The sequence below is a fragment of the Saccharothrix texasensis genome (assembly GCF_003752005.1).
Classification (GTDB): Bacteria; Actinomycetota; Actinomycetes; order Mycobacteriales; family Pseudonocardiaceae; genus Actinosynnema; species Actinosynnema texasense.
Map to the genome: position 1 here is coordinate 3,492,197 of NZ_RJKM01000001.1, position 14,244 is coordinate 3,506,440.

Below are 14,244 nucleotides of genomic sequence, written 5' to 3' on the forward strand. Positions count from 1 at the left end.
GCTGCCGCGCGGACGGCGGCGGCCTGATCCGACGCCGTACGATCCGGCTGTGGTCGCCCTTGATCGCCTGGTGGACGTGCTCGGGAGCCTCGGCACGCACCTGAGCTGCGCGCCACGCGGGCGGGACGTGGAGCTGCGCGGGGTGGCGCTGCACGACCCGGCGGAGCACACCGCGGCCGCGGCGGACGACGTGCTGCTCGGGTTGGGCGTGCCCTCGCCCGCCGCCGCGGCGCGGCTGGTCGGCGGCACGTCGGCGGCGGCGGTCGTGCTGCACGGCGCGCCGCCGCTGGACGAACGGGTGCTGGCCGCCGCGAAGCGGTCCGGGGCGGCGGTGCTGCTGGTGGACCCGTCGGTGCCGTGGGGGCAGTTGGCGAACGTCGCGCAGACCCTCGTGCTGGGTGGGCAGGGCGCCGGCGACCTGTTCGCGGTGGCGGACGTGATCGCGGCGGTGGTCGGCGGGCCCGTGACGATCGAGGACCAGCAGTCCCGGGTGCTGGCCTACTCCTACCGGCAGCAGGGCGTCGACCCGGTGCGGGTGCAGACGATCCTGGGCCGGCGGGTGCCGGAGGAGGCCTGGCAGGCGCTGGACGGGTACGGCGTGTTCACCCACCTGGCGCGGTCCGACGAGCCGCTGTTCGTGCCGAAGCTGACCGACCAGCTCGGCGGGCGGCTGGTGGCGGCGGTGCGGGCCGGGCGCGAGCTGCTGGGCTCGGTGTGGGTCGAGGTGGACGACCCGGTGGACGCGGTGCGGGCGGCGGCGCTGGTGGACGGCGCGCGGACGGCGGCGCTGCACCTGCTGCGGGCGCGGGCGTCGGCGGACCTGGAGCGGCAGGCCGAGGCGGACCTGGTGATCGAGGCGCTTGACTCGGGGCTGCCCGCGAACCTGGCCCGGCTGGGGTTGCCGTCGACCGACCTGCGGGTGATCGCCGTGCAGGCGCACGCCGGCGAGGGCGAGCACGGGGCGGCGCTGCTGGCGTTCTCCCGGGCCACGGCGGGTTTCGGCTGGTCGCGGCCGGGCCGGTCGGCGTTGTTCGGCAACGTGCTCTACACCGTGCTGCCGTGCGGGGACGACCCGGCGACGGCCGTGGACTGGGTGCGAGCGCTCGGGCGTGAGCTGCCCGCCGAAGCGGTCGTGCTGGCCGGGGTCGGCGGCCGGGCGGACGCCGCGTCGCTGCCCGCGTCGCGCGGCGAGGCCGACGAGTGCCTGGCCCTGTCCGAGGGCGAGCCCGTGGTGTACGACCGGGCGTGGGCGCGGGTGCTGCTGCGGCGGTTGGCGGCGGTGGCGGAGGCCGGGCGGTTGCCGTCGCGCGGGCCGGTGGCGGACCTGGTGCGGCACGACGCCGAGCACGGCACGCAGTACGCGATGACGTTGCGGGCCTGGCTGGCGGCCCAGGGGGACTCCCGCGAGGCCGCCCGGGTGCTGTCGGTGCACCCGAACACGTTGCGCTACCGGATGCAGCGGATGGCGGCGGTGACGTCGTTGCCGTTGGACGACCCGGAGCAGCGGCTGGCCATGGCCATCGCGCTGGCGATCACGCCCTGAGCCCGCCGAGCAGCATGTCCAGGCCGAACTCGAACCGCTCGGCGGCGGTCTCGGCGGTGAACAGGTGGCCGGTGGCGGGCACGTGCACGAACGCGTCCGGCGGCAGCGAGGCCAGGTACTCCCCCATCCGCCTGCCCCGGGCCGCGATCTCGGTCTGGTCGACCGCGCCCCACATGCTGCCCTCGTAGGCGAACGCCTTGGTGTAGAGCGCGAGCGCGTCGGCGGCGTAGGCGGCGCGGGTGAGCGGCAGGCCGCCCGCGCGCAGGAGGCTGAGCAGCGCCTCGGCGTGGCGCAGGGCGTTCGGGCCGACCGGGATCATCACCTGCCAGGCGACCTTCGCGATGCCGGGGTACGACCGCATGGCACCGACCTGGGCCCGGAGCAGTTCCCGGACCTGGTCGCGCCAGCGCTCGGGGTCGGGCGCGGGCAGCGGCACCTCTTCCAGGACCTGGTCCAGCATCAGCTCGACCAGCTCGTCCTTCGTGGCGACGTGGGCGTAGAGCGACGCCGGTCCCGTGCCGAGGGCCTGCGCGACCCGCCGCATGCTGACCGCGTCGAGGCCTTCCCGCAGCAGCACGTCCAGGCCGGTGCGCACGATCAGCTCCTGGGACAGGCGCGGCTTGGCGGCCGGTTTGACGGGCGGCGTGCGCCAGGGCGGGTCCTGCGTCATGCGAACACCGTACTTGACACGAACACCGTTCGTCAGGAACATCGTTCGTGGAACGAACACTGTTCGAAAGGGGACTCGTGACCGAGCCGATGATCGAGCTGACCGCGACCGTGCCCGTGCCCGCGGACTCCGTGCTGGCCTCCGTGGAGGCGGTGATCCGGGACGCGGGCGGCGGCCGGGTCGAGGTGGACCGCGCGCGGCGGACGGTCGCCGTGCAGGGCGGGTGGTGGTACCGCGGCGAGTACCAGGTGGAGGCGACCGCCGACGGCGCGCGGCTGACGCACCGCGTCCGCAACGTCGCCCGCCGGGGCCGGTGGGCCGTGCCGCTGGCCAACCGCCTGTTCATCGGCTACCGGGCGCGGACCGAGCGGAACTTCGCGGCCTTCGTGGCGAGCCTCGCGTGACCGACGGGGGCTGGTCCGGCGCGACCGGGTGGGCCGCGAGACCATGACCGCGTGCTCCCTGATCTTTCTGCCGACCTGACCACCCGGCTGCGCGAGGCGTTCCGGGCCGCCGACTACGACGCGGACGGGGTGGTCGACGTGCTCGGGCCGCAGGCCCACGCCGCCCTCGGCCGCGGCGAGCCGGAGGCCGCCCGGCGGGCCACCCGGGACGCCGGCGCCCTCGGCACCCTCGTCCGGCTGTTCCTGCTCGGCGACACCGAGTCCGAGGCCGCCGTGCGGGCCGCGCTCCCGGACGTCGACCTGGACACCGCCGTCAAGGCCGAGGTGCTGCGCGGTGACGGCGAAGGCCTGCGGGCCGGGCTCGACATCCGCCCCTACGGCGACGACGAGGGCTCCTGGTGGGTCATCGCCGACCAGGACGCCGACCAGCGCGGCGGGCCCGTGCCGGCCGACCACGTGCTCGGCGTCGGCCACGCGTCCATCAGCCTCGCCCGCGCCACCTCCCGCCGCCAGGTCGACACCCTGCTCGACCTGGGCACCGGCTGCGGCGTCCAGGCGCTGCACGCGAGCCGCCACGCCGGCCGGATCACCGCCACCGACCTGTCCGAACGCGCGCTCGCCCTGGCCGCGGGCACGTTCCGGATCAACGAGGTCGACGTCGAGCTGCGCCAGGGCGAGTGGTTCGGCCCCCTGCGCGGCCGGCGGTTCGACCAGGTCGTCTGCAACCCGCCGTTCGTCGTGGGCCCGCCCCGGGTCGACTACACCTACCGCGACTCCGGCCTCGCCGGCGACGACGCCAGCGCCCTGGTCGTGCGCCAGATGCCGTCCTTCCTCAACGAGGGCGGCGTGGGCCAGCTCCTGGCCTCCTGGCTGCACCGCAAGGGCGAGGACTGGGCCGACCGCGTCTCCGCGTGGCTGCCGCGCGGCGGGGTGGACGCCTGGTTCGTGCAGCGCGACGTCGCCGACCCCGCCCTCTACGTCGGCACCTGGCTGCGCGACGCGGGCGTCGACCCGCGCGGCGAGGAAGGCCGCGCCAAGGCCGCCGCCTGGCTCGACTGGTTCGCCGAGAACGACGTCGAGGGCGTCGGGTTCGGCTTCGTCACGCTCCGCCGCACCGACACCGAGCACCCCGAGGTCGTGTGCGAAGACCTGCGCCACGCCTTCGACGACCCGCTGGGCCCCGAGTCCGCCGCCTGGCTGGACCGGGTCGCCTGGCTGCGCGCCACCGACGACGACCGGCTGCTGGCCACCCGGTTCACCGTGCCGGAGACCGTGCTGCTGGAGGAGGTCTCCGCCCCCGCCGACGAGGGCTGGGAGGCCGTCGTGCGCCGGCTGCACCGCGTGGACGGCCCCGGTTGGCAGCACGAGCTGGACGAGACCGCGGCGAAGCTGCTCGCGGGTTTCCGGGGCGCGCTGCCGCTGGAGGACCTCGTCACCTTGTTGGCCTACGCGCACGACCTGGACGCCGACGCGCTCGCCGAGTCCGCCCTCCCGATCGTCCGCGACCTCGTCCGGCACGGCATGGTGGTGCCCGCGTGAGAGCGGTTGTGGCACGGGTCACAGAGGCGTCGGTCACGGTGGGCGACGAGGTCGTGGGCGCGATCGACGAGCCGGGCCTGTTGGTGCTGCTCGGCATCCACGTCGACGACGCCGCCGACAAGGCGCACGTGATGGCCCGAAAGCTCTACGAGTTGCGCGTCCTGAAGGACGAAGAGTCGTGCGCCACGACCGGTGCGCCCCTGCTCGTGGTGAGCCAGTTCACACTTTACGGAGAGACCCGCAAGGGGCGGCGGCCGTCGTGGACCGCCGCCGCCCGGCCCGACCACGCCGAGCCGCTGGTCGCGGAAGTGGTCTCGGAACTGCGCCGGAAGGGCGCCCGAGTACAAACGGGACGGTTCGGCGCGATGATGTCGGTGCGTAGTGTGAACGACGGTCCGTTCACCGTGTTGGTCGAACTCTAGATCCTTCTCAGCCAATCCTCAGGATTCGCGGCGCAACCGCTGTGACGGCAGTGACGTCTTCTGGTCGTGGGAAGCGGGAACCATTTCGACCCGGTTCGCGTTTCCACCAGTGTCAGACACCGAAAGGTGTGCCGCGCAGCGCAGCGCGGAGTGTGCGACACGACCGCACTGCCAGCCCGCGACACAAGGGGGAGGGAGCTCCATGACCGTCCCGAAGCTCCTCGACCGTCAGGTCGGGAACGAGACGACCACCACGAGCGCCGAGTTGGACCTCGACGCCCAGGGACCGGCCGCAGACCTGGTTCGGGTGTACCTGAACGGGATCGGCAAGACAGCGCTGCTGACCGCGGCGGACGAAGTGGAGCTCGCCAAGCGGATCGAGGCGGGCGTCTTCGCGCAGCACAAGCTGGAGACCCATCCGGAGCTCCCGGATGATCGCCGGCGCGAACTGCGCGCGTTGATCCGCGATGGCCACGTGGCAAAGAACCACCTTCTCGAAGCGAATCTGCGGTTGGTCGTTTCGCTGGCGAAGCGATACACCGGCCGCGGAATGCCGCTGCTCGATCTGATCCAGGAAGGGAACCTGGGCCTGATCCGCGCGGTGGAGAAGTTCGACTACACCAAGGGCTTCAAGTTCTCGACCTACGCGACCTGGTGGATCCGCCAGGCGATCACGCGGGGAATGGCGGACCAGGGTCGCACGATCCGGCTGCCCGTCCACCTCGTGGAGCAGGTCAACAAGCTCGCCCGGATCAAGCGCGACCTGCACCAGCAGTTGGGCCGCGAGGCGACCAACGAGGAGCTGGCCAAGGAGTCGGGCCTGTCGCCGGAGAAGGTGGTCGACCTGCTCGACCACGCCCGCGACCCGGTGAGCCTGGACATGCCGGTCGGCACCGAGGAGGACGCCCCGCTCGGCGACTTCATCGAGGACTCCGACGCCACCGACGCGGAGAGCGCGGTCATCTCCGGCCTGCTGCAGGACGACCTGCGCCGGGTGCTGGCCACGCTGGACGCGCGCGAGCAGGCGGTGATCCGGCTGCGGTACGGGCTGGAGGACGGCCAGCCGCGCACCCTGGACCAGATCGGCAAGCAGTTCGGCCTGTCGCGGGAGCGGGTGCGGCAGATCGAGCGCGAGGTCATGTCGAAGCTGCGGCAGGGCGAGCGGGCCGCCAAGCTGCGGGCCTACGCGAGCTGAGCTGACGCGATACAGGGTCCAACCGGCGGGACGTCACCGCTGCGCGGGATTGACTTGTGACGCCAGTCACGGCACGGTCGTGCGTTACACGAGCCAAGCGACACCTCCGCCCCATCACGCGGAGGTCGTCGCACGCCGAGGAAGGTCGGGGCGGTCGGGGGCCGGCCCGGCCTTCCGCATGTGCCGCCTGACCTAGAGCCCCAGGTACTCCGCGAGCTTCTCGCGGAAGAACCGCACGTGCGCCTCCCGCTCCTCGCCGGCATAGCCGCGCGGCACGCCCTCCACGATCATCACCAGGCACAGGTACGCGCGGTAGAGCGCGATCCGGGTCTCCTCGCCCCCGGTGAACCCCGCGACGCCGTAGCCGGCCTTGAAGTCGTCGTCCAGCTCGGTGAACAGCGCCACCGTCGCGAACTCCGCCAGCGGGTCGCCGAACAGCGCCCGCTCCGGGTCGATGATCCCCTCGACGTGGCCGTCGGCGAGGAAGATGTTCGCCTCCCACAGGTCGAAGTGCACCAGCACCGGCTCGGTGACCTCGTCCAGCAGGTGCGCGCGGGCCTCGAACGCCGGCCGCACGTCCGGCAGCTCCACGCCGAACCGGTCCGCGTCGGCCAGCACCGCGTCCACCATCTTCGTGAACGCCTCGCGCCAGGTCGCCCCGTTCGGCCCCTGCACGTAGCCGTACGCGTCACCGGTGATCCCGTGCAGCTCGCGGACGATCACGCCCAGCTCACGCCGCAGCGCACCGTGCTCGGCGTCGGTGAGCCCGGGGCGGGCGGACGACCACGGCTCGCCGGTCAACGCCGTCATCAGCAGCAGGCCGTCCTCGTGCAGCAGCACCTCCGGCACCGGCAGGCCGCGCGCCGCCATCAGCCGGAACGCCAACGCCTCCGTGCGCATCAGGTCCCGCTCGTAGGTGAGCAGCGGCACGTCCGCCGGCGGCGCGACCTTCAGCACGGTCTCGCGGCCGTCCGCGGCGGTGAGCCGGTAGGCGGTGTTGAACATGCCCTCGGTCAGCTCGACGTGCGCGGCGAGCGGAACGCCCAGCACGCGGCGGACCAGGGCGTCGAGCTCGGCTTCGGAGAGCCGGCGCTTGGTGAGGCTGTCGACCACGACGCGAATCACATCACGCCGTGCGGACTCGGCGGCGCGATCGGTATAAGTTCGGCGGAACCCGAAGCGCGCAAGGGAGCCCGCGACGTGACCCCGTCGAACCTTCTGGCACCGACGTTCCAGTACACCGACGTCCTTCCCCTGGCCAAGGACAACCACACCGAGTACCGGCTCGTGACGCCGGACGGCGTGTCGGTCGTCGAAGCCGCGGGCCGGACGTTCCTCCAGGTCGAGCCCGCGGCGCTGACGCTGCTGGCCAAGGAGGCGATCCGGGACATCCAGCACCTGCTGCGGCCCTCGCACCTGGCCCAGCTGCGCGCGATCGTGGACGACCCCGAGGCCAGCGGCAACGACCGGTTCGTCGCGATGGACCTGCTGCGCAACGCGTGCATCGCCGCCGGCGGCGTGCTGCCCATGTGCCAGGACACCGGCACCGCCATCGTCATGGGCAAGCGCACCGAGTCGGTGCTCACCGGCGGCACCGACGAAGAGGCGTTGTCACGCGGCATCTTCGAGGCCTACCAGGAGCTGAACCTCCGGTACTCGCAGATGGCCCCGGTCACCTTCTGGGACGAGAAGAACACCGGCACCAACCTGCCCGCGCAGATCGACCTGTTCACCGCGCCCGGCGTGGAGCCGAAGTACGAGTTCCTGTTCATGGCCAAGGGCGGCGGGTCGGCCAACAAGACGTTCCTGTACCAGGAGACGAAGGCGCTGCTGAACCCGTCGCGGCTGGCGAAGTTCCTGGACGAGAAGCTGCGTTCCCTCGGCACGGCCGCGTGCCCGCCCTACCACCTCGCGGTGGTCGTCGGCGGCCTGTCGGCGGAGCAGAACCTGAAGGTCGCCAAGCTCGCGTCCGCCCGCTACCTCGACGGACTGCCCACCGAGGGCTCCGCCGCCGGCCACGCGTTCCGGGACGTCGACCTGGAGCAGCAGGTGCTGGAGCTGACCCGGAACTTCGGCATCGGCGCGCAGTTCGGCGGCAAGTACTTCTGCCACGACGTGCGCGTGATCCGGCTGCCCCGGCACGGCGCGTCCTGCCCGGTCGGCATCGCGGTGTCGTGCTCGGCGGACCGGCAGGTCAAGGCGAAGATCACCCCCGAGGGCCTGTTCCTGGAGCAGCTGGAGCGCGACCCGGCGCACTTCCTGCCCGACGTGACCGGCGAGACCCTGTCCGACGAGGTCGTGACCGTCGACCTGACCCGGCCGATGGCCGAGATCCGCGCGACGCTGTCGGCGCTGCCGGTGAAGACGCGCGTGTCGCTGACCGGTCCGCTGGTGGTGGCGCGGGACATCGCGCACGCCAAGATCAAGGAGCGGCTGGACGCGGGCGAGTCGATGCCGCAGTACCTCAAGGACCACCCGGTGTACTACGCCGGACCGGCCAAGACGCCCGAGGGGTACGCCTCCGGGTCGTTCGGGCCGACGACGGCCGGCCGGATGGACTCCTACGTCGAGCAGTTCCAGGCGGCCGGCGGTTCCCTGGTGATGCTGGCCAAGGGCAACCGGTCGCGGCAGGTGACGGACGCCTGCCGGACCCACGGCGGTTTCTACCTGGGCTCGATCGGCGGCCCGGCCGCGCGCCTGGCCCAGGACTGCATCCGCAAGGTCGAGGTGCTGGAGTACGCCGAGCTGGGCATGGAGGCGGTCTGGAAGATCGAGGTGGAGGACTTCCCGGCGTTTGTCGTGGTGGACGACAAGGGCAACGACTTCTTCGCCGAGACCTCCGCCCCGACCCTCCAGATCTCGTTCCGGAAGTAGCTCCGCCGGGCTCTACAGGTCGAACACGCCGAGCTTGGCGCCGCGCGTGAAGAAGTCCCACTCGCTGTGGGTGAAGCGCTGTGGGACTTCTTCCGGCCGGTTGCTGTTGCGGACGAGCACCTCGTCGTCCGTGCGCATGACCTCGACGCAGTTCGAGCCGGTACCGCTGAACTTCGTCCACTCGTGCGGCTTCAGGGCCATCAAGTCTCCTTCACGATCCGGGTCAGGAGTTCGCGGCTTTCCTCTGTCCCCAACGCCTTCGCACGGGTGTGGTCGAACAGCTCGGCGATCCTCTCCACCTGCTTGACCCCGTCGATGAAGTTGTCCCCGAACGGGACGTCGACGCTGGCCAGCGACGGCATCCCGACGGGCAGCCGGAACAAGGTCAGCGTAGTGCCGCTCAACGCGTGGGCTCCGGCTCCCTGCGGCATCACCTGGACCACGACGTTCTCCCGCTCGGTCATGCTCAGGACGTGTTCGACCTGGTCACGCATGACCTCCGGACCGCCGATGCCGGACCGCAACGCGGGTTCCGCGATCACCGCCCACAGCTTCAGCGGCGGCTCGCGGTCGGTCAGCAGTGCTCGCCGTTCCAGGCGCAGTTGCAGGTGCTTCTCCAGGACCTCGCCGCCCACACCGCTGGCGACCATGAGCGCGCGGGCGTAGTACTCGGTCTGGAGGACGGCCGGGAGCAGCTCGGACGACGAGTAGAGGGCTTCCGCGGCGATGGCCTCGACGTCCAGGATGCGGCGCAGCCAGGGTGGGATCGTGCCGCCGATCTTGCTCTTGGGCCTGCGGCGGTGGGCCTCCGAGTTGAGCGCGAGCAGGTCCTCGCGGGTCGCCTCGTCGGCTTGGTAGAGGTCCAGGAGCTTCTCCAGCTCGGCCTGCTTGACGCCGCTGATCGCGTTCTCGATGTTGCTGATCTTGGTCATCGTGCAGTGCAGGACCTCGCCCACCTTCTCCCGGGGCACGCCCGCCTCTTCGCGCAGGCGGCGCAGCGTGGTGCCGATCTGGATGCGGGCGGCACTGCGGTGTGGGCTGGTCATCGCTCTCCTCGATCATCACCCGATCGGGACTTGTGCACATGCTGTACGTACGAGATAGTCGTCCCGAATTCAGAGAGTATACAACCAGGTGCGGGGAGTGAGTGCCGATGGGGTCGCGTTTCTACCAGGTGAGCTTGATCGAGACGTCCGGGACCGGGGTGTACTTCCGGACGGTCACGCGGGAGCTGGTGGACGGGAAGGAGGAGCTGCACCCGTGGATGGTGCGGATGCTGCTGGCGCACGGGTGCGACCTGGGGCTCTACGTCGGCGAGACGGGCACGATCGCGGCGGACGAGGACCAGGTCGACGCGGACCTGTGGCTCGCGTGGGACGGGGTGGCGGCCTTCGCGACCACGGAATGAGCGCGCGGGCGGAGGCTCCCGCGGCGAGTGCTCAGACAGGGGTGTAGATCACGCCGAGCTTGTCGACCTCGGACCCGGCGCGGCCCGTGAAGCCGGCGATGTGCCAGCCGGCGGGCGCGGTGACGGTGACCTGGTCGGCGGTGGGCGTGCCCGCGGCGACGGTTCGGCCGAGGTCGGTGGTGATCCGGACGGAGAATATTCGGGTGCGGCCGTCGCGCTGCCCCCGGGTGAGCGTGGCTTCCACCAGGTGCTCGCCCGGCTGGAGGGCGAGCGCGGTCGGGGTGCCGCCGGTGCCGCCGTGCGCGAGGGCGGCGCCGTCGGTGAGCGTGACCCCGACGCGGTCCAGGCGTGCGCCCCCGCTGAGGGTCACCGAGCGGACGGTGGTGCCGGGGCGGACCGCCTCGACGTCGGTGAACGGCGTGCCGTGCGGGCCGCCGGACTCCTCGCTCAGCCGCAGGTGGTCGGCGAGCCGCCAGGAGAAGCCGACGGTGTGCGGGTAGTGGTCGGACAGCGGTTCGCCGTCCGGGTCGAGGAAGGAGGCGTGGTCGTTGCGGTAGGAGGTCGCGGTCAGGTCGACGTGGGCGTTGTCGCGGTAGAAGACCTTGTCCACGACCTCGCACGCCTCGGTGACGTTCGCCGGGTCGCACACCAGCGCGGGTGAGCCGAGGGCGGGTTCGACGCCGCCCCGGACGCGCTCCACCCAGGCGTCGGTGAGGCCGTTGGCGCGGACCAGGTCGCGGATGTTGTCGCCCGCGCGGGTGTAGCGGGTGTTGGTGTCACCCATGATGATCACCGCGTTGCCGGCGGAGTTCAGGGCGACGTACTGCGACAGCTGCGTGATGTTCGCGCGGCGGGCGGCCAGGTCGGCGTCCGTGCTGCCGGCGTTGGCGTGCACGTTGTAGAGGTCCACGCGGACGCCCTCGGCCAGGTGGAGGCGGGCGAACGTGAAGCCCTTCGGGGTCAGGCAGTCCGTGCCGTTGCACCGGTCCCACTTCACGCGCGCGAAGTCGCTGTACGGGTAGGCCGACAGGGTGTTCAGGCCGTCGCCGAACGGCACTCCCCCGCTGGTCGGCGTGCGGTGCGGGTGGTTGTCGGCGGCGTACAGGGCGGCGTGGTAGTTGAAGTCCTCCTGGACGTTGACCACCGCGTAGTCCCGGACGCGCGCGCCGATGAGCGGCGTGTTCGTCGCCGGGTTTGACCCGGAGAGCGGTTCCGGGAGCCCGGCGACGTTGTACGTCAGCACGGAGAACTGCCCGGCGGTGTCGGCGGTCGCGGGAGTGGCGGTCGCGGGAGTGGCGGACGCGGAGGTGGTGGTCAGCGCGGTCGTGCCGGTCGTCGCGAGCAGGACGGCGAGCACCAGGCCGAGAGGTCGTCTCACGTCATCGGAGTCTGGCGGTCGGGCCGCCACGCCGGAACCCGTGACGCGAAACTCTCTCAGGTATTCACCCGGTCGGCTCCCCGCGCCCGCCGCACGCCGGCGGCGAGGAGCCCTCGTTCCCCGTAGAACCGCAGCGCCCTCGTGGAGGTCCCCGATCAGGACGCCGCCGTCGACGGGCAGCACCACACCGGTCGTGTACGCGGCTTCCGGCCGGGCGAGCTCGTCCGGCCGCCCGACCCGCCCCAACGGCAGGGCGCCTTCGACCAGGCGCCCGTCCCGACCATCGCCCTACCGGCGAAGACCGTCATGGGGGCGAACGTAGGGCTTCACGTCCGCGTGAAGGTCAAGCCGAATCGTCGCGGGCCTCCAGGACGATGCGACGTGAGCCGAGGGGCGCGTCGAGGGTGACGTTCAGCGGCACGTCGCGCAGTTCCTGCGTGCACATGACGCCGGTGGGCGGCGCGTAGTAGGTCGTGACGAGGGTGATCGACACCTGGTCGGCGGACTCCGCGGTGACCTCCGCGCTCGCCGACTTGCAGCCGCCCGCGAGGCCGACGACCTGGACCGTGCGGCCGTCCGCCGACGTCCACGCCTGCCGTTTGTAGTGGTCGGGCAGGGTGCTGCCGTCGACCTGGTTGGCCGAGACCTCGGTCGGGCCGCCTTGCAGCGGTGCGGCGCTGGTCTGCGGCGGCGGTGCGGTCGGTGCGGTCTCACCAGGGGATGACAACGTTGTCGGAACAGCCGACGAACCCGTCGTGGTGACCGTGGTGGACGACTCGCCGAGCGGGGCGTTGCCGGTGGTGGTGCTGGTGCACCCCGCGAGCGCGAGCAGGGTGAAGGCGACGGCGACCTTGACGTTCCTCATAGCTGCAGGACGGTACTCGGGGTCGTGAGGTTGCAGGGTGGGCGATGCCCGGCCGACCGGGGGCAGGCCGACCGGGCACCGCGGGGCGTTACTTCTGGTCCTGCCGGGTGCTCAGGACGACCTTGCGGTCGCCGAGCGGCGCGTCGAGCTTCGCGGTCAGCGGCGGGTAGCGGATGTCCATCGTGCAGACCGGCTGGTCGAGCGGCGTGGTCTCGACCAGCACCACCTTCACGACCTGGGCGTTCTGCTCCGCGATCTCGACGCTCGCCTTGCCGCAGCCGGCTTCCTGGGCGATGACGCCGAGCACGCTGCCGTCACCCTCGGTCCACGTGGTGGTGGGGGTGCCCTCGGGGATGGCGGCCGCGTCGATCCGCTCCTTGGGCACTTCCTTGCCGTTCGGCGGCACGGGACTCTCGAACTCCGGCTCGCCCGGCGTGGTGGCCGGGGTCTCCGACGAGACCTCGGTGGTCAGCGTCGGCCCACCGGCGCCCGGACCGACGGGCGTGGACGTTGCGCAGGCGGCGAGCACGACCAGCAGCACACCCGCGCCGATAGCGGTTCCAAGGCTTCTCATGCTCCCAGGACGGACCGACCCACCCCCGCGGTTGCCCACCCTTCTTCACAATTACCCGTTCGAGCGACCCGAGAGTCCAACCCCCAGCACTCGAGAGTCCAACCCCCAAGGCGCGAGAGTCCTACGTTCAGGAGCCCTGAATTCAACGTTCAGCACATGGGCCGGCCGTCTGAGCGTTGAACTCAGGGTGCCTGAACGTAGGACTCTCGACGCGTGAACGTAGGACTCTCGCGGTGGGTTAGGGGAGGGATTTGGGGAGGCCCGCGATGGCGTGGCGGAGGGCGTCCAGGCGGGACGCCGAGGCCAGGCCCGCGTGGTACAGGTGGAACTCCTGGACGCCGGCCTCCGCGTAGGCCAGCCACTCCTCCAGCAGCTCGTCGCCGTCCGCCGGCTTCGGCGGCAGGGCCAGCACGTACGCGGCGGTGCGCACGTCGGTTTCCGCGCGCAAGGCGCGGATCGCGGGCAAGGACGCCTGCACGCCCGGCCAGCACGTCACCGTCAGCACGTCGACGTCCGCGTCCACTCCCCCGGCCACCGTGGCGAACGGCCCGGTGCCCCACGGGTCGGCCGTCGCGTGCGCGGCGATCCGCGTGCCCGGCGACGTGGACCTGATCAACCCCACGAGGTCGCGCCGCAGCAAGCGGGAGATCTCCGTGCGCACCGCGCGCACGTCGGCAGTCCGATCCCCCAACGCCTCGTCCACGCTGGTGACAGCGTTGTCGACCCCCGCGCGCACCAGTGCGCGCAACCCTTCGGGGTCGTCATGGCGCCGCACGCAAGCCCCGCAGAAGCACAGCGACAGCAGCTTCTGCTGCACGGCCGACCAGTCCGCGCCGTCGGTCTTCTCGTGGTGCCCGCCGTGGAAGAACCCGAGCGGCCCGCACGCCTCCAGCACGATCCCGTCCGGCCTGCCCACTGCCAGCACCTCGGACACCAACGTCCGGGTGTACTCGACCACGTCGTCGTTCGACGGGCACAACGCGTACGGGTACAGGTCGCCGAAGGCGTTACGCACCGCCACGTCCGGATGAGCGTCGCCCAGCCGGCTGCTGTGCGTGAGCACGGTCCACGCGTACACCGGCAACCCGGCCGCTTTCAGCGCGTCCGAGGCTTCGCCGTAGGAGTTGTCGCTCTCCATCCAGGACGGCGAAGCGGGCGCCAGCCGCTTGCCCCGCCACGCCTCCTCCCGCACCGGCAGGTAGAGCGCCGCGTGCCGCGCGTCCACCATCCGGTGCGAGGGGTGGAACGGCGTCGCGGCCCGCACCGTGTGGTAGGACGCGGCGAGGGCCACCGCGTCCACACCCAACGACGCGACCCGTTCGACAGCCGACGGGTCGCCCACGACATCCCAGGGGTACACGTGCGCAACGGT

Annotated in this window: 15 protein-coding genes; 7 read left to right on the plus strand and 8 right to left on the minus strand. The window is 71.9% G+C overall.

Annotated features, from left to right (window positions below; translation table 11 throughout):
• Positions 1-49 precede the first annotated feature (49 nt).
• On the plus strand, positions 50-1,543 hold the full coding sequence (locus EDD40_RS14190; RefSeq protein WP_123743322.1) for a PucR family transcriptional regulator: 1,494 nt from the start codon (positions 50-52) through the stop codon (positions 1,541-1,543).
• On the opposite strand, the gene EDD40_RS14195 is transcribed toward EDD40_RS14190, so the two are convergent.
• Entirely contained in the window at positions 1,533-2,213 is a 681-nt protein-coding gene (locus tag EDD40_RS14195; protein ID WP_123743323.1) for a TetR/AcrR family transcriptional regulator, read from the minus strand. The two genes, EDD40_RS14190 and EDD40_RS14195, sit on opposite strands and share 11 nt — an antisense overlap.
• Positions 2,214-2,290: 77 nt before the next feature.
• Here EDD40_RS14195 and EDD40_RS14200 point away from each other — a divergent pair, with 77 nt between their 5' ends.
• The 4 genes from EDD40_RS14200 (at position 2,291) to EDD40_RS14215 (ending at position 5,773) form a co-directional block, all read left to right on the plus strand.
• A complete protein-coding gene (locus EDD40_RS14200; RefSeq protein ID WP_246037659.1) occupies positions 2,291-2,617 on the plus strand; it encodes a hypothetical protein in 327 nt (108 codons plus the stop codon).
• Between the two features lie 51 nt (positions 2,618-2,668).
• Positions 2,669-4,156 carry a DUF7782 domain-containing protein gene (locus tag EDD40_RS14205; RefSeq protein WP_123743324.1) on the plus strand — a complete coding sequence of 496 codons (1,488 nt, stop codon included), beginning with the start codon at positions 2,669-2,671 and terminating at the stop codon, positions 4,154-4,156.
• Positions 4,153-4,578 (plus strand): D-aminoacyl-tRNA deacylase, encoded by a 426-nt coding sequence (gene dtd, locus EDD40_RS14210; protein ID WP_123743325.1) that lies wholly within the window; start codon positions 4,153-4,155, stop codon positions 4,576-4,578. The genes EDD40_RS14205 and dtd overlap by 4 nt, the downstream gene beginning before the upstream one ends.
• A gap of 202 nt (positions 4,579-4,780) precedes the next feature.
• Complete coding sequence (locus tag EDD40_RS14215; protein WP_123743326.1) at positions 4,781-5,773, plus strand: sigma-70 family RNA polymerase sigma factor; 993 nt, start codon at positions 4,781-4,783, stop codon at positions 5,771-5,773.
• 192 nt (positions 5,774-5,965) lie between these two features.
• Here EDD40_RS14215 and EDD40_RS14220 read toward each other — a convergent pair whose 3' ends face one another.
• The gene (locus tag EDD40_RS14220) at positions 5,966-6,886 is read right to left on the minus strand and encodes a phosphotransferase family protein (RefSeq protein WP_123743327.1); all 921 of its coding nucleotides are present in this window, start codon (positions 6,884-6,886) and stop codon (positions 5,966-5,968) included.
• A gap of 105 nt (positions 6,887-6,991) precedes the next feature.
• Between EDD40_RS14220 and EDD40_RS14225 the strand changes: the two genes are divergently transcribed.
• Positions 6,992-8,647, plus strand: a complete 1,656-nt coding sequence (locus EDD40_RS14225) for a fumarate hydratase (protein WP_123748015.1) — start codon at positions 6,992-6,994, stop codon at positions 8,645-8,647.
• A 12-nt stretch (positions 8,648-8,659) separates the two neighbouring features.
• Here the strand turns inward: EDD40_RS14225 and EDD40_RS14230 are convergent, their stop codons facing one another.
• Both EDD40_RS14230 and EDD40_RS14235 read right to left on the minus strand, forming a co-directional pair.
• Entirely contained in the window at positions 8,660-8,848 is a 189-nt protein-coding gene (locus EDD40_RS14230) for a DUF397 domain-containing protein (RefSeq protein WP_123743328.1), read from the minus strand.
• On the minus strand, positions 8,848-9,693 hold the full coding sequence (locus EDD40_RS14235; protein ID WP_123743329.1) for a helix-turn-helix domain-containing protein: 846 nt from the start codon (positions 9,691-9,693) through the stop codon (positions 8,848-8,850). The genes EDD40_RS14230 and EDD40_RS14235 overlap by 1 nt, the downstream gene beginning before the upstream one ends.
• Before the next feature lie 107 nt (positions 9,694-9,800).
• Between EDD40_RS14235 and EDD40_RS14240 the strand changes: the two genes are divergently transcribed.
• Positions 9,801-10,055, plus strand: a complete 255-nt coding sequence (locus EDD40_RS14240; RefSeq protein WP_123743330.1) for a hypothetical protein — start codon at positions 9,801-9,803, stop codon at positions 10,053-10,055.
• 31 nt (positions 10,056-10,086) lie between these two features.
• On the opposite strand, the gene EDD40_RS14245 is transcribed toward EDD40_RS14240, so the two are convergent.
• From EDD40_RS14245 to EDD40_RS14260, 4 genes are all read right to left on the minus strand, one after another.
• The gene (locus EDD40_RS14245; protein ID WP_123743331.1) at positions 10,087-11,433 is read right to left on the minus strand and encodes a jacalin-like lectin; all 1,347 of its coding nucleotides are present in this window, start codon (positions 11,431-11,433) and stop codon (positions 10,087-10,089) included.
• 343 nt (positions 11,434-11,776) lie between these two features.
• Positions 11,777-12,298 carry a hypothetical protein gene (locus tag EDD40_RS14250; RefSeq protein ID WP_123743332.1) on the minus strand — a complete coding sequence of 174 codons (522 nt, stop codon included), beginning with the start codon at positions 12,296-12,298 and terminating at the stop codon, positions 11,777-11,779.
• Positions 12,299-12,386: 88 nt separating this feature from the next.
• Positions 12,387-12,872 carry a hypothetical protein gene (locus EDD40_RS14255; RefSeq protein ID WP_123743333.1) on the minus strand — a complete coding sequence of 162 codons (486 nt, stop codon included), beginning with the start codon at positions 12,870-12,872 and terminating at the stop codon, positions 12,387-12,389.
• A gap of 238 nt (positions 12,873-13,110) precedes the next feature.
• The gene (locus EDD40_RS14260; RefSeq protein WP_246037660.1) at positions 13,111-14,232 is read right to left on the minus strand and encodes a hypothetical protein; all 1,122 of its coding nucleotides are present in this window, start codon (positions 14,230-14,232) and stop codon (positions 13,111-13,113) included.
• Positions 14,233-14,244 lie beyond the last annotated feature (12 nt).